This is a genomic window from Pseudomonas sp. S2_E02 (genome assembly GCF_054668355.1).
This window is the reverse complement of sequence record NZ_CP162761.1, coordinates 465948-486649: the sequence shown is the minus strand read 5'-3', so window position 1 is coordinate 486649 and position 20702 is coordinate 465948. Positions and strand designations below refer to the sequence as shown.

At 58.7% G+C, this 20702-nt stretch carries 18 protein-coding genes and 1 pseudogene; 8 read left to right on the top strand and 11 right to left on the bottom strand.

Translation table 11 applies throughout. The features are described from left to right. Nucleotides 1–35 precede the first annotated feature (35 nt). From AB4O01_RS02080 to AB4O01_RS02070, 3 genes are all read right to left on the bottom strand, one after another. Entirely contained in the window at nucleotides 36–1322 is a 1287-nt protein-coding gene (locus AB4O01_RS02080) for an ATP-binding protein (RefSeq protein WP_460090519.1), read from the bottom strand. Then, entirely contained in the window at nucleotides 1323–2030 is a 708-nt protein-coding gene (locus AB4O01_RS02075; protein ID WP_093437091.1) for a winged helix-turn-helix domain-containing protein, read from the bottom strand. It abuts the gene before it with no gap. A gap of 132 nt (nucleotides 2031–2162) precedes the next feature. After that, on the bottom strand, nucleotides 2163–2774 hold the full coding sequence (locus AB4O01_RS02070; protein ID WP_093437087.1) for a MiaE family protein: 612 nt from the start codon (nucleotides 2772–2774) through the stop codon (nucleotides 2163–2165). Nucleotides 2775–2933: 159 nt separating this feature from the next. Here AB4O01_RS02070 and AB4O01_RS02065 point away from each other — a divergent pair, with 159 nt between their 5' ends. Beyond that, the gene (locus AB4O01_RS02065; protein WP_093437084.1) at nucleotides 2934–3797 is read left to right on the top strand and encodes a universal stress protein; all 864 of its coding nucleotides are present in this window, start codon (nucleotides 2934–2936) and stop codon (nucleotides 3795–3797) included. A 160-nt stretch (nucleotides 3798–3957) separates the two neighbouring features. On the opposite strand, the gene AB4O01_RS02060 is transcribed toward AB4O01_RS02065, so the two are convergent. Further along, nucleotides 3958–4428, bottom strand: a complete 471-nt coding sequence (locus AB4O01_RS02060) for a DUF1289 domain-containing protein (RefSeq protein WP_064117650.1) — start codon at nucleotides 4426–4428, stop codon at nucleotides 3958–3960. Nucleotides 4429–4896: 468 nt separating this feature from the next. Here AB4O01_RS02060 and acnB point away from each other — a divergent pair, with 468 nt between their 5' ends. Beyond that, nucleotides 4897–7506, top strand: coding sequence for a bifunctional aconitate hydratase 2/2-methylisocitrate dehydratase (gene acnB, locus AB4O01_RS02055; RefSeq protein WP_042704862.1), 2610 nt, complete (start codon nucleotides 4897–4899; stop codon nucleotides 7504–7506). A 205-nt stretch (nucleotides 7507–7711) separates the two neighbouring features. Here the strand turns inward: acnB and AB4O01_RS02050 are convergent, their stop codons facing one another. From AB4O01_RS02050 to AB4O01_RS02035, 4 genes are all read right to left on the bottom strand, one after another. Then, nucleotides 7712–9358, bottom strand: a complete 1647-nt coding sequence (locus tag AB4O01_RS02050; protein WP_257358208.1) for a SulP family inorganic anion transporter — start codon at nucleotides 9356–9358, stop codon at nucleotides 7712–7714. A gap of 80 nt (nucleotides 9359–9438) precedes the next feature. Continuing rightward, complete coding sequence (locus tag AB4O01_RS02045; RefSeq protein ID WP_116255391.1) at nucleotides 9439–10719, bottom strand: serine/threonine transporter; 1281 nt, start codon at nucleotides 10717–10719, stop codon at nucleotides 9439–9441. Nucleotides 10720–10972: 253 nt separating this feature from the next. Then, nucleotides 10973–11143, bottom strand: coding sequence for a hypothetical protein (locus AB4O01_RS02040; protein WP_177413099.1), 171 nt, complete (start codon nucleotides 11141–11143; stop codon nucleotides 10973–10975). A gap of 49 nt (nucleotides 11144–11192) precedes the next feature. Further along, nucleotides 11193–11387, bottom strand: a complete 195-nt coding sequence (locus AB4O01_RS02035; protein WP_016982943.1) for a hypothetical protein — start codon at nucleotides 11385–11387, stop codon at nucleotides 11193–11195. 242 nt (nucleotides 11388–11629) lie between these two features. Between AB4O01_RS02035 and AB4O01_RS02030 the strand changes: the two genes are divergently transcribed. The 6 genes and pseudogenes from AB4O01_RS02030 to AB4O01_RS02005 all read left to right on the top strand — a co-directional run bounded on the left by AB4O01_RS02030 (nucleotide 11630) and on the right by AB4O01_RS02005 (nucleotide 16613). Then, nucleotides 11630–12013, top strand: a complete 384-nt coding sequence (locus AB4O01_RS02030; protein WP_095047464.1) for a tautomerase family protein — start codon at nucleotides 11630–11632, stop codon at nucleotides 12011–12013. 459 nt (nucleotides 12014–12472) lie between these two features. Next, nucleotides 12473–12952: a DUF4822 domain-containing protein gene (locus AB4O01_RS02025; protein ID WP_460090515.1), complete on the top strand. Its 480-nt coding sequence runs from the start codon at nucleotides 12473–12475 to the stop codon at nucleotides 12950–12952. Nucleotides 12953–12967: 15 nt separating this feature from the next. Beyond that, nucleotides 12968–13395 (top strand): annotated as a pseudogene (locus tag AB4O01_RS02020) (hypothetical protein). Between the two features lie 171 nt (nucleotides 13396–13566). After that, a complete protein-coding gene (locus tag AB4O01_RS02015) occupies nucleotides 13567–14535 on the top strand; it encodes a 2-hydroxyacid dehydrogenase (protein ID WP_093437063.1) in 969 nt (322 codons plus the stop codon). 220 nt (nucleotides 14536–14755) lie between these two features. Further along, nucleotides 14756–15823, top strand: a complete 1068-nt coding sequence (locus tag AB4O01_RS02010; RefSeq protein WP_093437060.1) for a phosphotransferase family protein — start codon at nucleotides 14756–14758, stop codon at nucleotides 15821–15823. Between the two features lie 22 nt (nucleotides 15824–15845). Beyond that, nucleotides 15846–16613: an SDR family oxidoreductase gene (locus AB4O01_RS02005; RefSeq protein ID WP_034152479.1), complete on the top strand. Its 768-nt coding sequence runs from the start codon at nucleotides 15846–15848 to the stop codon at nucleotides 16611–16613. Between the two features lie 126 nt (nucleotides 16614–16739). On the opposite strand, the gene AB4O01_RS02000 is transcribed toward AB4O01_RS02005, so the two are convergent. The 3 genes from AB4O01_RS02000 to AB4O01_RS01990 form a co-directional block, all read right to left on the bottom strand. Beyond that, nucleotides 16740–17393 carry a trimeric intracellular cation channel family protein gene (locus tag AB4O01_RS02000; RefSeq protein WP_257358207.1) on the bottom strand — a complete coding sequence of 218 codons (654 nt, stop codon included), beginning with the start codon at nucleotides 17391–17393 and terminating at the stop codon, nucleotides 16740–16742. 1331 nt (nucleotides 17394–18724) lie between these two features. Next, nucleotides 18725–18982 (bottom strand): DUF1652 domain-containing protein, encoded by a 258-nt coding sequence (locus AB4O01_RS01995; protein ID WP_460090514.1) that lies wholly within the window; start codon nucleotides 18980–18982, stop codon nucleotides 18725–18727. 136 nt (nucleotides 18983–19118) lie between these two features. Further along, nucleotides 19119–20615, bottom strand: coding sequence for a helix-turn-helix transcriptional regulator (locus AB4O01_RS01990; RefSeq protein ID WP_093438852.1), 1497 nt, complete (start codon nucleotides 20613–20615; stop codon nucleotides 19119–19121). Between the last annotated feature and the right edge of the window lie 87 nt (nucleotides 20616–20702).

The following is a 20702-nucleotide window of genomic DNA, read 5'->3' as shown; positions in this document are numbered from 1 at the left end:
CCTGCTCGCGAAGGGGCCGGCACAGGGCAGCGCATTTAATCCAGATGCGCCCAGGTCATCCGGAACGACGCCCCACCCCAAGGCGAATCACCCACCTCAACCTGTCCGCCATGGGACTGCGAGACCCGCCGCACCAGCGCCAGGCCCAAACCAAATCCGCCGGTACGGCGATCGCGACTGGCATCCAGCCGCGAAAACGGCTCAAAGATCTTCTCCCGTCCGTGCACCGGCACCCCCGGCCCGTCGTCGTTGACCCGCACCTGGTAATAATCGCCCGTGCGTTCCAGCGTCACCTCCACGCGCTGCTCGGCATAACGAATCGCGTTGCGCAGCAGATTGATCACCGCCCGCGCCATGAATCGCGGTTCGATGCGCACCGTGTCGATCCGGCAATCCGCGATCAGCAACTGCACCCCCGCCGCTTCGGCCTCCAGCGCCACGCTGCCAACCACGCTATCAAGCCAATTGGCAGCCTGGATGTTTTCGCGCTTGATCACCGTTGCGCCGCGCTCAAGGCTGGCGTAGGTCAGCAGCTCGGACACCATCTCCTCCAGTTCACCAAGGTCGGCGTACATGTCGGCGATCAGCTCGCGGTTCTGACTGGCGTCCGGCTGTTGCTTGAGCTGGTCGAGTTCAAACGACAGCCGTGCGATCGGCGTGCGCAGTTCGTGAGACACGGCATTGGTCAGCTCACGCTGATTGGCGATCAGCCCTTCGATGCGCGCCGCCATCAGATTGAAGTGTTCGGCCAGATCGCGAATGTTCGAGCGTTTCGACAATTGAATGCGCACCGACAGGTCGTTATCGCCGAAACGCTCGGCGGCCAGGCGCAGTTTCTCCAGATCACGCCAGTGCGGACGTACCCAGAAAAACAGCACGATGCCGATCAGCACGGCGATCATCAGGTAGGCAGCGGCGATGTAGAACGGCATCAGGCTCGGCTCGGCCGGCAAGCGGATGCTGAGCAACTGCGGCCCCTCGTCAATCGCAGAAATGTACTGGGTGTACTTGTCGCGGATCACCAACAGCCCTTTGGCCAGCTCGGCTTTTTCCTCGTCGCTCAGGGCCAGTTCAGAGGCGTCGACCAGCGTCAGCCCCAAACCGTAATGCGGGCGGATCGTTTCCAGCTGTTGTTCCCGGGCCGGGCCGTCGAGGTCGCGCAACTGCTGGCCCAACGTCCAGGCTTGGCCGCGCACGGCCTCACGGTTGTAGTCCTGCATCTGATAATCGAGCAAGGCATCAAAAGTGCGCTCGACCGTCTGCAAGGCCAGCACCAGACCCAACGTCATGACCAGAAACAGCCCGAGAAATAACCGCAGCATCTACAGCTCCCACGCGAACGGATTGAACAGATAACCCTTGCCCCACACGGTCTTGATACACATCGGCTCGCGGGGATTGTCTTTGAGCTTGTTGCGCAATTTGCTGATGTACACATCGACGCTGCGATTGAGCCCGTCGAAGGCAATCCCGCGCATGCGATTGAGAATGTCATCCCGCGACAGCACTTTGCCGGCCGCGCTGGCCAGCAACCACAGCAGCTCGAATTCCATGGTGGTCATTTCGATGACCTCGCCCGCCAGCCGCACCTCACGGCAACTGCGGTCGACGCTCAACTGACCGAACTCCATAAAACTCACCACATTGCTGTCCGGCACCTGCCGCCGCTGCAGCGCTCGCAGCCGGGCCAGCAATACCGGTGGCTTGATCGGTTTGATCACGTAGTCATCGGCGCCGGACTCCAGACCGAGGATATGGTCGAGGTCATCTTCCTTGGCCGTCAGAATCACGATCGGTGTGTCCGACACGCTGCGAATCTCCCGGCACACGTGCAGACCGCTCTGCCCCGGCAACATCAGGTCGAGCACCACGACTTTCGGTTTGAATTCGAGAAAGGCAGCCACGGCCAGATCACCGCGATGCACCGTGCGCACCTCGTAGCCGTGTTGTTCGAGAAAGTGGGCGATCAGCGCGGCGAGGCGCTCATCGTCTTCCACCAGCAGGAGTTTGCCAAAACCCAGGTTATCCATAACGACCGTCTGCCGCCCATGTGTGAAGTGGTCGGCATTATGGCGGCAATCGCGATGAAGGCGTTTGCTTCAGGCAGCAAAAACCGGCCGCTGGGGCCGGTTTTCAGTGATGTTTCATACTCTTAAGAGTTTTTAACAATCTTGTGCAGGCACACCGCTGTGGAAGCGGAATTCTTCGTCCGGCGACTCGATCAGTTCCTGCTCGGCGGCGCGGACCTTGTCGATGACCTGAGCAATATCCTTCGCATCGCCGTACTGATAGGCCAGTTTCAGATAACCCTGAAAATGCCGCGCCTCACTTTTCAGCAGGCCAAAGTAGAACTTGCCGAGTTCTTCGTCCAGATGCGGCACCAGTGCTTCGAAACGCTCGCAACTGCGTGCTTCGATAAACGCGCCGACCACCAGCGTATCCACCAGTTTCACCGGCTCGTGGCTGCGCACCACCTTGCGCAAGCCCGAGGCGTAACGACCGGCGTGGAGCTGGCGCAGTTCGATCTTGCGCCGTTTCATGATGCGCATGACCTGCTCGTGGTGCACCAGTTCTTCCCGGGCCAGACGCGACATCATATTGATCAGGTCGACGTGGGAATGGTACTTGGCAATCAGGCTCAGGGCGGTGCTGGCAGCCTTGAACTCACAGTTCTTGTGGTCGATCAGCAGGGTTTCCTGATCGGCCAGTGCTGCCTGAACCCAGGCGTCGGGAGTGCGGCAGCCAAGGAATTCGTGGATTTCGGGAAGGATCATGGGGCTCACGGTAAAAGGTGTTCGAGCGAAGGGCGCCGATTATACCGGCCTGTCCGCAGACCACCAGCGGCTGGCGTTGATATGCATCAAGTCGCGCACGATCGGACAGCAACTATAGTTGTGCAACGCCGTGCCTTTTCTTTGCTGGAGACTCCGCTCATGCAAGCCATTCGCAGCATTCTGGTGGTCATCGAACCCGAACATTCGGAAAGCCTGGCGCTCAAGCGCGCCAAATTGATCGCCGGCGTGACCCAGGCCCATCTGCACCTGCTGGTGTGCGACAAGAAGCACGACCACGCCGGCATGCTTGGCGTACTCAAAGCCGCGCTGATCGCCGACGGCTACAGCGTGACCACCGAACAGGCTTGGAACGAGAGCCTGCATGAAACCATCATCGAGGTGCAGCAGGCCGAGGGCTGCGGTTTGGTGATCAAGCAGCATTTCCCCGACAGCTCACTGAAAAAGGCCCTGCTGACCCCGGCGGACTGGAAGCTCCTGCGCCACTGCCCTACCCCGGTGCTGCTGGTGAAAACCGCCGGTTCGTGGAAGGACAAGGTGATTCTGGCAGCCGTGGACGTGGGCAATGCCGATGGTGAACATCGGCATTTGCACACGACGATCATTGATCATGGCTACGACATCGCCAGCCTGGCCAAGGCGCATCTGCATGTGATCGCTGCTCATCCATCACCGATGCTGTCGGCTGCAGACCCGACGCTGCAACTGAGCGAAACCATCGAGGCGCGTTACCGCGAGCAATGTCGAGCGTTTCAGGCGGAATTCGATGTCGATGATGAGCATCTGCACATCGAGGAAGGCCCGGCGGACGTGTTGATTCCGTTCATGGCGCACAAGCTGCAAGCGGCGGTGACCGTGATTGGCACGGTGGCGCGGACCGGGTTGTCAGGGGCGCTGATTGGCAATACGGCTGAAGTGGTTTTGGATGAACTGGAGAGTGATGTGCTGGTGCTCAAGCCGCAGGAGGTTGAGGATCACCTGGTGGAGTTGGCGGTGAAGCACTAAACAGCTCAAATTGAAATGCGATCCCTGTAGGAGTGAGCCTGCTCGCGATGGCGGTGTGTCATACGACAACAGTGTTGACTGACAGACCGCTATCGCAAGCAGGCTCACTCCTACAGAAAAACGCATTCCAAGTGTGGGAGCGAGCTTGCTCGCGAAGCTTTCAGGCGCCAAAGGCGTCTTTGAGGAATCCGGGGGCGATGTAGCGCTGATAATGCGCTTCCGACAGCAGGAAGAATTCCCGATCAATGGCATCGCGCAATTCCGGCAGGTTCCAGTCGCGAAACTCCGGCAGCAACACCATCCCGTAGGCTTCCAGATTAATGATCACCCGCGCCCCACGGGCAATCAGCTGATACGCCCAGCAATATTCCGACTGATGCGGCACGAAGCGGATCTTGCGCTGTTCCAGTTGCTCGCGCAGGCGCGCCGAATCGAAAATCTCGACCTTCGCCGCCATCACTTGTGACAGCAATTGCTCCAGACGCAACCACACCGCACGTTTTTCTTCCTCGTTGTAGCCATTCCAGTGGATCACTTCGTGGTGGAAACGCTTGCAGCCACGGCACACCAGATCACCGTAAACAGTGGAGCAGAGGCCGACGCAGGGGGTCTTGATGGTCTGATTGGGCATAAGGTAGGTAAAACACTGAAACGCGGAACAGGTCGGCATGTTAGCCCTTTGTCGGGCATTGATCACCCCTCAAACTTCAGGGTCACAGCCACGCGCGGCGTTTGCCCTGGCCACGCGCATTGCCACGAAAGTCCAATAGAGCCCGACTTACCTTTAAATTTTTTTTGCCGTAGAATCAGCCAGCCTTTTAAGGCGCCAATGTCCGTTAGAAGCTGTTTTCAAAGCGTCACGAGCACAGTCGTTCCTTCAGAGCGGTGTTGGCGAGGGATTTTTCCAGCGGGGAAAAATCCAGCGCCAACCCTCATCAGCTCCCCGTTCTGCAGGCGTAAAACTTTGAAAGCAGCTTCTGTAAGGAATTGCCGGTAATTCTGGCCGAACGACCCACAACGTCGTGAGGAGCATGAGTACGGCAATTTCGGGATGAGCGTCCCGGACACCCATTTGGGACCACTGATGAGGGTAATAACTGTGCTTGAAGCCTACCGCAAACATATCGAAGAGCGTGCAGCCCTGGGTATCGTTCCCCAGCCGCTTAACGCCGAACAAACAGCAGGCCTGGTCGAGCTGCTGAAAAACCCTCCGGCTGGCGAAGAAGAATTTCTCGTTGACCTGATCACCAATCGCATTCCACCAGGCGTGGACGAAGCGGCCTATGTCAAAGCCGGCTTCCTGTCTGCACTGGCCAAGGGCGAAGTTTCCTCCCCTCTGCTGGACAAAAAACGCGCTGTAGAACTGCTCGGCACCATGCAGGGCGGCTACAACATCGTCACTCTGGTTGACCTGCTGGACGACGCCGAGCTGGCGCCAGTCGCTGCCGCGCAGCTCAAGCACACCCTGCTGATGTTCGATGCGTTCCACGACGTCGCGGAAAAAGCCAAGAACGGTAACGCTCACGCTAAAGCCGTGCTGCAATCCTGGGCTGACGGCGAGTGGTTCAAAAACCGTCCGACCCTGGCCGACAAGATCAGCCTGCGCGTGTTCAAGGTAACCGGCGAAACCAACACCGACGACCTCTCCCCTGCTCCTGATGCCTGGTCGCGTCCAGACATCCCGCTGCACGCCCTGGCCATGCTGAAAATGGCCCGCGACGGCATCGTTCCTGATCAGCAGGGCGCCATTGGCCCGATGAAGCAGATCGAAGAAATGCGCGGTCAAGGCTTCCCGATCGCCTACGTCGGTGACGTGGTCGGTACCGGTTCGTCGCGTAAATCGGCCACCAACTCGGTGCTGTGGTTCTTCGGCGACGACGTTCCTTACGTGCCGAACAAGCGTGCTGGCGGTTTCTGCTTCGGCAGCAAAATCGCTCCGATCTTCTACAACACCATGGAAGATGCCGGCGCACTGCCAATCGAGTTCGACGTTTCCAACATGAACATGGGCGACGTGATCGACCTGTACCCGCATGCTGGCAAAGTCTGCAAACACGGCACCGACGAAGTCCTGACCACCTTCGAAATGAAGACTCCGGTGCTGTTGGACGAAGTCCGTGCCGGCGGCCGTATCCCGCTGATCATCGGCCGTGGCCTGACCGAGAAGGCTCGCGCCGAACTGGGTCTGCCACCGTTCGATCTGTTCAAGAAGCCGGAAGCCCCAGCTGAAAGCACCAAGGGTTTCACCCTGGCGCAGAAGATGGTCGGCAAGGCTTGCGGTCTGGCAGAAGGCCAAGGCGTTCGTCCTGGCACCTACTGCGAACCGAAGATGACCACCGTGGGTTCTCAGGACACCACCGGTCCAATGACCCGTGACGAACTGAAAGACCTGGCGTGCCTGGGCTTCTCCGCTGACCTGGTGATGCAGTCCTTCTGCCACACCGCGGCTTATCCGAAGCCGATCGACGTGACCACCCACCACACCCTGCCTGACTTCATCATGACCCGCGGCGGCGTTTCCCTGCGTCCGGGCGACGGCATCATCCACTCGTGGCTGAACCGCATGCTGCTGCCAGACACCGTGGGTACCGGTGGTGACTCGCACACCCGTTTCCCGATGGGCATCTCGTTCCCGGCCGGTTCCGGTCTGGTTGCGTTTGCCGCAGCCACCGGCGTTATGCCGCTGGACATGCCGGAATCGATCCTGGTGCGCTTCAAAGGCAAAATGAAACCTGGCATCACCCTGCGTGACCTGGTTCATGCCATTCCTTACTTCGCCATCCAGAACGGTCTGCTGACCGTCGAGAAGAAAGGCAAGAAAAACGCCTTCTCCGGCCGCATCCTGGAAATCGAAGGTCTGGAGGGTCTGACCCTGGAGCAGGCGTTCGAACTGTCCGACGCCTCGGCCGAACGTTCGGCTGCCGGTTGCACCATCAAGCTGTCGAAAGAGTCGATCACCGAGTACCTGAACTCCAACATCACCCTGCTGCGCTGGATGATCGGCGAAGGCTACGGCGATGCGCGTACCCTGGAACGTCGCGCCCAAGCGATGGAAGCCTGGGTTGCCAACCCGGAACTGATGGAAGCCGATGCCGACGCCGAATACGCCGAAGTCATCGAAATCGATCTGGCCGACATCAGCGAGCCGGTACTGTGCGCGCCGAACGATCCGGACGACGCCCGTCTGCTGTCCAGCGTTGCTGGCGAGAAGATCGACGAAGTGTTCATCGGTTCGTGCATGACCAACATCGGTCACTTCCGCGCTGCCGGTAAACTGCTGGATCAGGTCAAGGGTCAGCTGCCAACCCGTCTGTGGCTGTCGCCGCCGACCAAAATGGACGCTCACCAACTGACCGAAGAAGGCTACTACGGCATCTACGGCAAGGCTGGCGCACGCATGGAAATGCCAGGCTGCTCGCTGTGCATGGGTAACCAGGCACGCGTTGAGCCGAACAGCACCGTGGTCTCGACTTCGACCCGTAACTTCCCGAACCGTCTGGGCGACGGCGCGAACGTCTACCTGGCTTCGGCCGAGCTGGCGTCCGTGGCTTCGATCCTGGGTCGCCTGCCGACCGTCGAGGAGTACATGGAATACGCTGGCAAGATCGACAGCATGGCGGCTGATATCTACCGCTACCTGTCCTTCGACCAGATCGCCGAGTTCCGTGAAGCTGCTGCGAACGCCAACATCCCGGTCGTTCAAGCCTAACGTTACAACGCACTGAAAAACGCCGCCCATCGTGAGATGAGCGGCGTTTTTTTATGCCTCACACATAGACCCTGTGGGAGCGAGCCTGCTCGCGAAAGCGGTGTGTCAGTCGATGTAACTACTGGATGATGAATCGCTTTCGCGAGCAGGCTCGCTCCCACATTTGATTCTTACCAGACAAGAGACCTGCATTTCCCCGATAGGGTTACGGGTTTAGTGTGAGGGCTTTCTGCACGGCGCCATCAACGCTCAAACCGCTGAGGATCACAGCGTTGGCCTGCACTTCAGGCAACGCCTCCAGCACCGCCAGCGCCTCATGCTTGAGCCGCGCCAGAATCAAACGCTTGCCTTCCTGATGCACCCGCACAAAGAACTCCTGCATCGCCTCAATGCTGGTGCCATCCAGGTCCGGCGTCTCCTCGAGACTCAGAATCACTGTATGCACCGGCATATCTGCATGGCGGATCAGCCGTAACGCTGCGCCCAGAATCCGCTCAACGTTGGCAAAGAACAACGCCTCACTGGGCCGAATGATCAGTACGCCAGGCTCCGTTTGCGCAACGGGATGACGCTGCACATCGACAAAATCGTGCCCGCCATCAATCCGCCCGAGCACTTGAATGTCCGCGGCCGACATCTGCTTGAGCATCAGCAGCACACTGATCGCCACCGAAACCAGCAGACCGTCCAGCACGCCCAATACCAACACGGCCGAAACCGCGCAGATCACCAGCACACGATCCCGGCGCCAAATGAAGTAGCGGCCCAGTGGCTGCAGACTCAAACCGCGACCCAGCGCATGCATGACAATCGCGGCGAGGATCGGCTCCGGGGTCAGGGCAATCCACGGCAACACCGTCAGCACGATGATTAACACCACCAACGCCGCCACACCGCCGGCCCAGCGTGACGTCGCACCTGCTGCTTCATTCGCCGAGGTCGCCGAGTACCCTGCCCCGGCCGGCATACCATGAAACAACCCGGAGAGCAGATTCGATGCGCCTAGCGCCAACAGATCACGGTTTGAGGTGACGCGGTCGCCATGCTTGAGCGCATACGCACTGATCGACCCGTAAGACTCCGCATACAGAATCATCACCAGCGCAAAACCCACCTCCCCCAGCCGTAGCCAGTCGGCGAATGGCAGCACCGGCAGGTTGGGAACTTCCAGGCTCAGGTCGATAATGCCGATCATCTGCACGCCGTACGCCGACAGATTCAACCATTGCCCGGCGGCGATGCCGATCACTACTACCAGCAAGCCACCGGGCACCCGCGGGAATCGTGAAAATACTCCGAGCAATACCAGTGCGAGGGCCGCAACAGCCGCGGCCGGCCAGTTCCATTGCGGCAGCTGTTCAAGTAATTGCGGGGCGAAGCGCACCAGATTGGCGTCGGTCAGATGCACGCCGACCACGCTGGCGACCTGTTTGAGAATGATGGTCAGCGCCAGGCCGAAGGCGAATCCGCGCAAAACCGGTTTGGCGATGAAAGAGGTAACACTGCCCAGACGAAAGAGCCCAGCCAATAGAAACAACCCGCCCGTGACCAACACCAGGCCGACTGCCAGGGTCGAGCGCAATTGCGGATCACCATTGGCCAGCGTCGCCGTCGCGGCCGCCAGCACTGCGGCCGACGAGGACGTTGCCGACACAATCGCAAAACGACTGGTACCGAACACCCCATAACACAGCAACCCGGCAAACAGGGCGATCACCCCGGCCTGTGGCGCCAGCGCGGCAATGGTCGAATACGCCACCGCTTCGGGCAGCAAGAGACCGGCTATCGATAGACCGGCGAGTACATCCCGCCAGCGATTGGGTTGTTCTACAGGTTGCGGGGCGCTCGACAATCCACTGTCTCCAGACGAAAAAAAGCCGCTGCATACGTCGTATGCAGCGGCCACTGTAGCTGAGTATCTGGAGTTGTAGCTTACGCGGTCAGCGAATAAATCAACGCCGAAATCGCTACCAGGCCGACAGCCGTTACAAACACGTTCGACGCCTGGCCGCGATAGCGGGCCATCGCTGGCACTTTACGGATTGCGTACATCGGCATCAGGAACAGAATCGCCGCGATCACCGGGCCGCCGATGGTTTCGATCATGCCCAGAATGCTCGGGTTCAGGGTTGCCACGATCCAGCACACCACCAGCATGAAGGCCGCCACGATGCGATCCAGCGCCTTGGCGCCCGGGCGCTTGCCGCTCTTGATAATCAGGCCTTTGAGACCTTCGCTGGCACCGATGTAGTGACCGAGGAACGATTTGGAGATCGCCACAAACGCAATCAACGGCGCTGCGAAAGCGATGGTCGGATTGCTGAAGTGGTTGGCCAGGTACGACAGGATCGACAGATTCTGCGCCTTGGCCTCGGCCAGTTGCTCCGGCGAAAGGGTCAACACGCAACTGAAGACGAAGAACAGCACCATCGCCACCATCAACAGGTGCGCGCGGGACAGGATCTGCGAGCTGCGCTCTTCAGCGTGGACACCGTAACGACGCTTTTGATCGACCGCAAACGCCGAGATGATCGGCGAATGGTTAAAGGAGAACACCATCACCGGAATCGCCAGCCACAGCGTGTGCAGCAACGCAGACGGTGCCGGCACGTGCGAAGCCGTGGCGAGAATGCCGCCGTTCCAGTGTGGAATCAGGTAAACGGCGAGGAACAGCAGCGCGACGATAAACGGATACACCATCAGGCTCATCGCCTTGACGATCGCCTGCTCACCGCAACGCACCACGGCCAGCAGACCGAGGATCAGCACCAACGACAGCAGAGCGCGCGGTGGCGGCGTGATGTGCAGTTGATGCTCAAGGAAACTGGCGACCGTGTTGGTCAGACCGACGCTGTAGATCAGCAGAATCGGGAAGATCGCGAAGAAGTACAGCAAGGTGATCAGCGCGCCGGCCTTGATGCCGAAATGCTGCTCGACCACTTCAGTGATGTCGGCGCCTTCACGACCAGAAAGCACAAAGCGGGTCAGGCCACGGTGCGCGTAGAACGTCATCGGGAAGGCCAGCAGCGCAAGGACCACCAGCGGCCAGAAGCCACCCAGTCCTGCGTTGATCGGCAAAAACAGGGTACCGGCGCCGATGGCCGTCCCAAACAGTCCCAACATCCAGGTGGTGTCCTGGCGATTCCAGCTCGAAAGTTCAGCAGGTGCTGCTGCATCAAAGCGCTCTTCGACGCTATTGGCCTGATCATTCATCCGGTCGGATCTCCGCATTCCGGTCACTTGCCACTCGGTCAGACGCGTCGGAAAAAACCGACAGACATGCTCCGGCCGAAACAGGGGCGCGATTCTCCGCGATAAATGAGCAGAAGCAAAGACTTAGCTGAGGAATGGTTATGCGGAGCAGTTTAGAGGTGTGTCGTTTTTGAGAAAATAACTGTCGTCTTCAGGTAGGCGCCGTGTCGTTTTCTGGCAAGCTCCAACGTTTGATGCAGTCGCGAGGAATCGATCAGATTGATCGTGCCAGGATGAATCCGAGCGACATACAAAAAATGCCGAACGCCAGCATCCCCCAGATTGGATACATATCGTCCTTGTCCTTGATACGCATTCTTTCGACCGACTCATCGTACTCACGATCCGCTAGTTCAATCATAGCCTTGCGGTCAAATGTGCTCATCTTGATTTCCTTTTGGGTCATGGGTCTGATTGTTGTGAAGCGTGAACACTCAAACCTTGAAAAAAACGCCTACTACTGCAGTGATTGCGGTCACCACTCCAGCCAATACCGCGAGTGGATAAAAACTCGTCTCTCTCTTTAGCTTTTTTGCTTCAGCCAGAAGCTTTTGTCTTTCCGCCACGAGTTTCCGTGTTTCATTCAGGAGCCTTTGGAGCTCCAGGTTTTCGCGATCGTCCTGAAGCATGCGCCTTCCTTGGCTATTGGCAGTGACTGGCGGGACTGCTTTGTGCCCTCATGATTTCCTAAATCATCTCGCGCCAGATAGCGGATGAATCCGGCGTTTTCGTAGGCAAAATCCGCGATTCAGGTAGGCAGCCTCATACAGAGACCTTTCAGAAAACACCTCGCGATCAAGTACCCGTGCCTTTCAATTTGGCCCACATGATCTAGCGTGAAATGAGTCCCCCTGCCCTGCGGAGCCTTCCCATGCCATTGGTTCGCGTCGACATCAGACAAAACCCCGACCCCAACTTCGCCAAACGCATCGGCGAGCAGATCTACGCCGCCCTGCGCAGTTGTATAGATGTGCCCGAGCACGACAACTTTCAGATCCTGACCGAGCACGATGGCCAGCACCTGGTCTACGATCCGCAATATCTGGGGATCCAGCGCAGCGACGGCGTGGTATTCATTCAGATCACCATCAGCGAAGGGCGCACAGTGGAGAAAAAACAGTTGCTGTTCAAAACCATCGCCGAGCGCCTGCACGCGCAGTTGGCGGTGCGCCTGGAAGACGTGTTCATCAATCTGGTCGAGGTGAAAAAAGAGAACTGGTCATTCGGCAATGGCATTGCCCAGTACGTCACCTGACCCCTAGCCAGCTAGCGGCCGAAGCGATCATCAAACATCACAAAGCAACCCTCGGCGCTGCCTTCGCACGAGTAATCGACAGTGCGGATGTCAGGTTTTAAAAGAAACGCTCCTTGGAATTGAGGCAACTTCGCTGGCTGCGGTTGCGTCAATCACGAATTTGTAACCTTATCCTCCGTCCTACAACTGCGTGTACTTCTCTAATGTCATCTGCGCTATGAATTACAGAAAGCACCAATAAAAAGCCCTTCGCTTATCGATACTTCAGAATACTCCTACAACCAAAAACACCTAATAAAACCACGACGAAATATTACCGAAATCCGAATAACAGTCATTTGTTACAAGCAACTACGCAGCCATTGAACAACCCTCTTTTTCAGGCCTATATTTTTCACGCCCTGAATGACGAAAGACCAATCGCAAACGACCTTCGAAGTTTGATAAAGAGGAAAAAGCATGCAAAAGCGCACGACCACCGGCCTGCTGTTGACCGGACTGCTTTTCACCCCGCTTGCCAGCGCTGATGTCCGCGAGCTGGCTTCTTCGCCGCGATGGCTGACTACCAAGGTCTACATCGATGGCGCTCCTGAAACAGACGTCAAGGCGAAGTATCCCGGCGTCGTAGGTATATCGACCTGGGATCCCGAGAGTAATCGATACGAGTTCTTTTACACCGACACAGGCGAGTCAAAGTACAACAAAGGCGGAGGCGGTTATTTCTTTGTCACCGGCAACCAGAAACAGCACATTCTGGTACCCGATATCGGTCCGACCAAAACAATTGTCAGGCGCCTGGAAACACTGAACAACAGTGAATTCACTTACTCTCGGGAAGTCCCCCGCGACATGATCGACAACAATCCACTTGTACGTATTCATGTCGTTCACGCGCCGTATACCGGCACCGTAGAAACCAAATCCGCCATCAAACAATAAAACCAGGAGTTCAACATGCAAAAGACAGTCAAAACCCTGCTGATGTCGACGTTGCTGGCCTCCTCGGTGTATTGCGCCGGAGTCAGTGCGCAAGCTGCCACCCAACCCGCCACAAATACTGTTGCCACCGCCGACAATGCAATGATGCTGACCGTGTTTCTGAAACATGATCAGACCCGCCCGCTGAGCGAACTCAAGGCCCAGCTCACACAACAAGGCTTCTACAAGACCTTCCCCCCGCCGGGGTCGAAGTGGTGAGCTGGAACATCATGATGGGCATTGGCCAAGTGGTGACCGTACGCTTCCCCGCCTCACGGCTGGCAGAAGTGAACCTCGCCCTGGAAAACACCGCATGGGGCAGTTACCGAACCGAGTTTTATCCAACCTATGATTTCAAGCCGATTGCCCTCGCAGAACAAACCAAAGCCCAAGCAGCCCAATGATGCCGACAGCACACCGGATCACCGGTGTGCTGCCTACCCTTGCTTCTTGCCCGAAGCCGTCCAGAATCAAAGCACCACTGCGTGAATGACAACGATTGCCAAGCCGCTGCGGATTCAGCACTCTGAAACGACTTTCGCGACCGACCCGCCGACGTTCACAGGAGCCGCGCAATGCCCGCAACCGTTCTGGTACTGGTTGAAACCATCAATGACTATTTGCCGATCCTCGAACATCAGGGTTTTCACCTGATCCTCGCCCCCACGCCGGCCGAGCGTGCGCAAGCCATCGCCACTCACGGCAGCCGCATCGACGCGGTGCTGACTCGCGGGCCGCTGGGCCTGACCGCCGATGAAATCACCGCCCTGCCCGCACTGAAAATCATCACGGTGATCGGCGCCGGTTACGAGCAGGTCGACCTGCAAGCCGCCAGTAACCGTGGCATTACCGTCACCAACGGCGCCGGGGTCAATGCCTCGTCGGTGGCCGACCATGCGATGGCGATGCTGCTGGCGCTGGTCCGGGATATCCCTCGTTGCGACGCTGCGGTACGCCGCGGTGAATGGCCGAAGATCATGCGCCCGTCGCTGGCCGGCAAACGCCTGGGGATTCTCGGGCTGGGCGCCGTGGGCATGGCGATAGCCAAACGCGCCCACTTTGGCTTCGACATGGAGATCAGCTATCACAGCCGCCAGGTGCGCAGCGATGTGCCTTACACGTTCTGCTCGACGCCGACCGAACTGGCACGGGCCTCGGATTTCCTGATCATCGCCACGCCTGGCGGCATCGGTACACAGCATCTGGTGACTCGCCCGGTGCTCGATGCGCTGGGGCCGAAAGGCTTTGTCGTCAATATCGCCCGCGCCAGTGTGATCGCCACGGCGGATCTGATCACGGCGCTTGAGCAACGCAAAATTGCCGGCGCCGCACTGGATGTGTTCGACCACGAGCCGCAAGTGCCGGATGCGCTGAAAACCCTGAGCAACGTGCTACTGACGCCACACGTCGCCGGTCTGTCACCGGAAGCCACTCAAGGCACGGTGGAGTTGGTGGGCAAAAATCTCGTGGCGTTTTTTTCGGGCGAACCGGTACTGACGCCCATTGCCTTGCCTCCGAAACTCAACAATCAGCGCGTGCACTGAAGCACGCCGGACGACGTGTCGAGCGCTCGTCCCAGCCCTCCTTTTCGGCCATGGCATATCCGCAAAACCCTGGTTCAACGCGACTTTTCGCGCACATTCCCAAAGGTGATTATCGGGCAACACGCTAGCCTATAAGACCGACTCGCGCTTGTGGCGCCCCGAGCGCGCCATTAGATTAGCCAATGATGTCTGGCCTCCAAAATAAGCAGAAGGGATAAGCATGGCGCTTACTGACCAGTCCACCCGTATCCGCTCTGGCGAAGAACTCGATGCCAGCCTGATCGATCCGTACCTCAAGGCGCACATTCCAGGCCTGAGCGGCACACCTGCGATCAGCCAGTTTCCTGGCGGTGCGTCGAACCTGACCTACCTGCTGGAATACCCGGAACAGGAATTCGTCCTGCGCCGTCCGCCGTTCGGCCACAAGGCCAAGTCCGCCCACGACATGGGCCGTGAATTCCGCATCCTCAATCAATTGCGCGACGGTTTTCCGTATTGCCCGAAGGCCTACGTGCACTGCACCGACGAATCGGTGATCGGCGCCGAGTTCTACGTCATGGAGCGGGTCAAAGGGATCATCCTGCGCTCGGAGCTGCCGCCGGAGCTGGGCCTTGATTCGGCAAAGACCGAAGCCCTGTGCAAAAGCTTTATCGACCGCTTCGTCGAACTGCACCGCGTCGACTACAACGCCTGCGGCCTGGGCGATCTGGGCAAACCGGAAGGCTACGTCGCCCGTCAGATCAAAGGCTGGAGCGAGCGCTACGAAAAAGCCCTGACCCCGGATGCGCCGCATTGGGAAGCAGTGAAAGCCTGGCTCAACGACAAGATGCCGGCCGACCACCCGACCTCAAGTATCGTCCACAACGACTACCGCTTCGACAACGTCATCCTCGACCCGCACAACCCGATGCAGATCATCGGCGTACTCGACTGGGAACTGACCACCCTCGGCGACCCGTTAATGGATCTGGGCAACACCCTCGCCTATTGGATTCAGGCGGACGATCCGGCGCCGGTGCAACTGATGCGCCGCCAGCCAAGCCACGCGCCGGGCATGCTCACCCGCCGCGAGTTCGTCGATTACTACGCCGAACGTTCGGGCATCCAGATCGACAATTTCGACTTTTACTACACCTACGGCCTGTTCCGTCTGGCCGGCATCGTGCAGCAGATCTACTACCGCTTCTACCACGGCCAGACCCAGGACAAACGCTTCGCGCAGTTCATTCACATGAACAAACTGCTGGAGCAGATGAGCTTGCAGGTCATTGCGAAATCGAGCCTCTGACGGCCCACACCCAGGAACCCTTATGTCCAAGACTCAGTTGTTCGACCTCGACGGTAAAATTGCTTTCGTTTCCGGCGCCAGCCGTGGCATCGGTGAAGCCATCGCCAAACTGCTGGCCCAGCAAGGCGCCCATGTGATCGTATCGAGCCGCAAGCTCGACGGCTGCCAGCATGTCGCCGACGCGATCATCGCCGCCGGCGGCAAAGCCACGGCCGTGGCCTGCCACATCGGTGAAATGGAACAGATCAGCCAGGTGTTCGCCGGGATCAAGGAACAGTTCGGCCGCCTCGATATTCTGGTCAACAACGCCGCGACCAACCCGCAATTCTGCAATGTGCTGGACACCGATCTGAGTGCGTTCCAGAAAACCGTTGACGTGAACATCCGTGGCTACTTCTTCATGTCGGTCGAAGCCGGCAAGCTGATGCGCGAAAACGGTGGCGGCAGCATCATCAACGTCGCGTCGATCAACGGCATTTCGCCGGGGATCTTCCAGGGCATCTACTCGGTGACCAAAGCGGCGGTGATCAACATGACCAAGGTCTTCGCCAAGGAGTGCGCGCAGTTCGGCATCCGCTGCAACGCGCTGCTGCCGGGTTTGACCGACACCAAATTTGCCTCGGCGCTGGTGAAGAATGATGCGATTCTCAAGCAAGCGCTGACGCAGATCCCGCTCAAGCGTGTGGCTGATCCGAGCGAAATGGCCGGCGCGGTGCTGTACCTGGCGAGCGATGCGTCGAGCTACACCACCGGGGTTGCGCTGAATGTGGACGGTGGGTTTCTGTCCTGATTTAAACGGCAAATGATTAACCCTGTGGGAGCGAGCTTGCTCGCGAAGGCGTAGTGTCAATCGACAATGATCTGGTTGACACACCGCATTCGCGAGCAAGCTCGCTCCCACAGGTCACTGCTTGAATCAGGCATCGAGGACTTTCGGTAACTGCCAGCCGAAATGCACCGACAGCAAACGCAACAGCAAACACGCCGCCCCCGCCAGCAACGCCGCCGCTACCGGCGAAACGCCCAGCCTGCGGCCGATGATCAACACCGCCGCACCGACAAACGCCGAACTCGCATACAAATCCGCCTGCAACACCACCGGTATCCGCGCCAGCACAATGTCGCGTATCACCCCGCCACCGACGCCGGTGATGGTGCCCATCAGCATCGCCACAAACGGCGTGATCCCGAAATTCAACGCTTTCTGCGCACCGGCCACGGCAAACAGCGCCAAGCCTGCTGCATCCAGCACAATCAGGGTTGAACCGGACCAGCCCAGCACCTGCTCATGAAAGGCAAACGCCAGCCCGCCCATGAAAAACGCCAGCGCCGGGTAGCGCCAATCGGCCACGGCATTGGGTGGCGTCGCACCGATCAACAAATCACGAGTCACCCCGCCACCGAGGGCGACGATAAACGCAATCACCATCACACCGAGCAAGTCGAGCTGACTGCGCATCGCCGCAATAGCGCCTTCCACGGCAAACACCGCAGTGCCGGCCAGGTCGGCCACCAGCACAATCCGCTCAACCCGGGACTGCCGCCCCGCCGGCGCTATTGCGTGACGCAACGGGTGGTCGTGATGTGTCGAGTAACCTGCCCGTCGGCGTACACGTCACCGGCGACCTCAGTGTTTTCGAGCACCTGACACGTGCGCTCCGGCGGTGGCGGCGGCGCTGCCGGTGGAGGGGGTGGAGGACTGGCGCAACCCGCCAACAACACTGTAAAGAAAGCCAACGGCAACACGCGTTTCCCAAGATTGTTCATAGGACGACCCGCGACAAATGGAAGAGCAACTCCCGCGACCGAACCGACCACGGAAGACCTGACCACTCATTCTTTATAGCCGAGCCCCCCGCAAGCGCCAGTGAATCGGCCGGATCGGGAGGAAGTGGCTGTCGATTTTGCGTTCGGATTCGAGAGGATTGGCAAATTGAAATGTGCTTTGCCTGATAGAGCCTCATCGCGAGCAGGCTCACTCCTACAATTGAACAGAGTACATCTGGCAGAGATTAGTCGGCTGGCTGGCCGCCTTCGCGAGCAGGCTCGCTCCCACAGTTGAACAGAGTACATCTGGCAGAGATTGGTCGGCTGTCAGGCCGCCTTCGCGAGCAGGCTCGCTCCCACAGTTGAAAAGAGTACACCTGGCAGAAATTGGTCGGCTGTCAGGCCGCCTTCGCGAGCAAGCTCGCTCCCACAGTTGAAAAGAGTACATCTGGCAGAGATTAGTCGGCTGGCTGGCCGCCTTCGCGAGCAGGCTCGCTCCCACAGTTGAACAGAGTACATCTGGCAGAGATTGGTCGGCTGTCAGGCCGCCTTCGCGAGCAGGCTCACTCCTACAATTGAACAGAGTACATCTGGCAGAGATTGGTCGGCTGTCAGGCCGCCTTCGCGAGCAAGCTCGCTCCCACAGTTGGAACGAGTACATCTGGCAGAAATTGGTCGGCTGTCAGGCCGCCTTCGCGAGCAAGCTCGCTCCCACAGAACAGCCAAAGCAAAACAGCACAAATCGCGCATCGCTTGTGCTTCTCACCACTCAACAGGATGAGCGTTAGCTCGGCTGCAGCTCTTGATCTTGCCGTGCTGGCCCCTTCGGCAGGCTGAGTGGAGGGATTGATCCGGGGTGGGAGCGCAGCGACCGTTTGGCGAAGCCAAACACAGCGAGAGGAGGTGCAGCGAAGCAAACCGTAGGCGCTGCGCCCGGATCGATCCCGGAGCGAAGGAACCCCGAGCCCCAGCGAGCGGGCCGAACGCCGGGGCCCAGCCTTTTGCTTACTTTTCGGCGTCTGGAAAAGTGAGTCGCTGTAAGAGCGAAACCGCCAGCCGCAGCACCCAAAGAAACGGATATACACCCACCCCCCAAGAGCATGGTCGGCCCAAAGGCCGCCAAGCCTAAAAGCCCTAAGCCAAATCAGGATCCCGAAAAGAACGCAAAGTGTTGCTCTCCAACTCATACCGCAATTCTTCAATCAAAGCCTCAACCGACTCCCGCGTCCGCAGCGCATCAAGCTTCAACCCACTGATCACCAGATCCACCTGCCCCGACACCGGGTGATAAAGCTTCACCGTCAGCGAATGATCCCCATCCACCAGACACTCACACGCCAGCGGCGAAAAACTGTGTTCAAGCTGCGTGCGCAACTGCGCAAGATTCATCATCAGACTGTTCCTATAACGACTGCGAAGGGCCGCGATCCCGAGCCAGAAAAAACTCGTATCGCACCCCGCCAGACTAAGAACAGCCGTCGACCGCCAACACCTCAATATGCACCTGATGAACTAGTGCATTTGCACCTCAGCGCTGGCCCTTGGCGCCCCACTCCCCGGAAAACAATCCACGCTCGCGCGCCCAGACAATCGCCTCACTGCGACTGTGCACATCGAGCTTGGAATACACCGTGGCGACATGATTACGCACCGTGTTCGGTGCCAGTTTCAGCCGCGCCGCGATCTCCTTGTCCGCCAGCCCTTCACAGATCAACCCCAGCACATCGCGCTCACGCGCCGTCAGATCGGTGAACGAAACGCTAGGCAGTTGCGGCGAGTTGACCTTTTTCACATTGGCCAGTTTCTCGATCAACGTACGGCTAAACCAGGAAGCGTCTTTCATCACCTCCTCAATCGCCGCCACCAACTCAAGCTCGGTACGCTTGCGCTCGGTAATGTCCATCAGCACCAGCAAATAGCACGGTGTGTCCTGAATATTCACAGTGTCGGCGGACAGCGCGCACTCGAGCAGATCCGCATCCTTCTTGCGCACCCGCACATCCACCCGATCCACCCGCCCGTTTTTCGCCAGCGCCGCCAGCAATCGCGTGCGCGCGCCGCTGTCATCGATAAAATCCAGCTGCGGCACGGTTTTGCCGAGCACGTCGTCGCTGTCATAGGCCAGGGTTTCGAGGAACGCCTGATTGACGTCGATCACCTGCTGTTCGTCGGCACTGCAAATCAGGATCGGCACCGGCGTCAGGCGAAACGCCTTGGCAAAACGCTCCTCACTCTGACGCAGCGCCACCTCGGCCTTATGTCGCAGCTCCATGTCGACAAAGGAGAACAGCATGCAATCCTCATCGTTGAGCGTCAGCGGCTGGCCGGCCACGATCACCTGCTTGCTGCTGCCATCGGGCAGGCGCAGCTCGGCTTGCATCTGCGGGATGGTCGCGACGTCGCGCAGGCGCTGAATAGCCAGGTCCCGGTGTTCGGCCTGCTCGAAAATGTCGATTTCATAAGAGGACGTGCCAATCACCTGCTCGCGGGTGTACCCGGTCATTTCCAGAAACCCCGGATTGACCTTGATGTAACGCAGATCACTGAGCCGGCAGATCACTGCCGGTGCCGGGTTGGCGTTAAACGTCCTTTCGAAGCGCTGCTCGGCATTGGCCCAATCGGTGACATCGCTCATGATCAGCACCAGCGACTCGGGCTGCCCTTCGCGGTCCGTGAGAATCATGCTGCGTACGCTGTGCACCCAGATTCGCTCCGGGTCGTCGCTCGGCGACACTTCGATCAGCACGTCATTGAAACTCTCACAGCGCGCTACCCGGCTGATCGGGTAGTTTTCGGCGGTGATCGAGTGATTATTGCGATAGCGCAGGTTGAATTTCTTGGCGTATTCGTCGGCATTGTGGCCCAGATCGGTGATCCGTTTGACACCGTGCATGGCCAGCGCAGCTTCGTTGGCCCAGAGAATGCTCTGATCCAGCTCCAACAGGATCACCCCGTCGGACAGCCCGGCGATGATCTGCTGCAACTGGCGGCGGTTGGTTTCGGTGGTCAGGACTTCCTGGCTCATTGGATCTCCACAAGTGATACGGCCATGTGAAGAGTACGACCGCACGCGCTTGCGATCGTGCCAGCGTTAAATTCTTGCAACAACGCA

What these genes read in the sequence shown, in the direction of transcription:
- AB4O01_RS02045 (WP_116255391.1), bottom strand. Translation starts at nt 10,719, where the DNA reads ATGAATGATCAGGCCAATAGCGTCGAAGAGCGCTTTGATGCAGCAGCA.
- AB4O01_RS01995 (WP_460090514.1), bottom strand. Translation starts at nt 18,982, where the DNA reads ATGATGAATCTTGCGCAGTTGCGCACGCAGCTTGAACACAGTTTTTCG.
- AB4O01_RS02065 (WP_093437084.1), top strand. Translation starts at nt 2,934, where the DNA reads ATGCAAGCCATTCGCAGCATTCTGGTGGTCATCGAACCCGAACATTCG.
- AB4O01_RS02025 (WP_460090515.1), top strand. Translation starts at nt 12,473, where the DNA reads ATGCAAAAGCGCACGACCACCGGCCTGCTGTTGACCGGACTGCTTTTC.
- AB4O01_RS01990 (WP_093438852.1), bottom strand. Translation starts at nt 20,615, where the DNA reads ATGAGCCAGGAAGTCCTGACCACCGAAACCAACCGCCGCCAGTTGCAG.
- AB4O01_RS02015 (WP_093437063.1), top strand. Translation starts at nt 13,567, where the DNA reads ATGCCCGCAACCGTTCTGGTACTGGTTGAAACCATCAATGACTATTTG.
- AB4O01_RS02060 (WP_064117650.1), bottom strand. Translation starts at nt 4,428, where the DNA reads ATGCCCAATCAGACCATCAAGACCCCCTGCGTCGGCCTCTGCTCCACT.
- AB4O01_RS02005 (WP_034152479.1), top strand. Translation starts at nt 15,846, where the DNA reads ATGTCCAAGACTCAGTTGTTCGACCTCGACGGTAAAATTGCTTTCGTT.
- AB4O01_RS02080 (WP_460090519.1), bottom strand. Translation starts at nt 1,322, where the DNA reads ATGCTGCGGTTATTTCTCGGGCTGTTTCTGGTCATGACGTTGGGTCTG.
- AB4O01_RS02040 (WP_177413099.1), bottom strand. Translation starts at nt 11,143, where the DNA reads ATGAGCACATTTGACCGCAAGGCTATGATTGAACTAGCGGATCGTGAG.
- AB4O01_RS02035 (WP_016982943.1), bottom strand. Translation starts at nt 11,387, where the DNA reads ATGCTTCAGGACGATCGCGAAAACCTGGAGCTCCAAAGGCTCCTGAAT.
- AB4O01_RS02030 (WP_095047464.1), top strand. Translation starts at nt 11,630, where the DNA reads ATGCCATTGGTTCGCGTCGACATCAGACAAAACCCCGACCCCAACTTC.
- AB4O01_RS02070 (WP_093437087.1), bottom strand. Translation starts at nt 2,774, where the DNA reads ATGATCCTTCCCGAAATCCACGAATTCCTTGGCTGCCGCACTCCCGAC.
- AB4O01_RS02010 (WP_093437060.1), top strand. Translation starts at nt 14,756, where the DNA reads ATGGCGCTTACTGACCAGTCCACCCGTATCCGCTCTGGCGAAGAACTC.
- AB4O01_RS02075 (WP_093437091.1), bottom strand. Translation starts at nt 2,030, where the DNA reads ATGGATAACCTGGGTTTTGGCAAACTCCTGCTGGTGGAAGACGATGAG.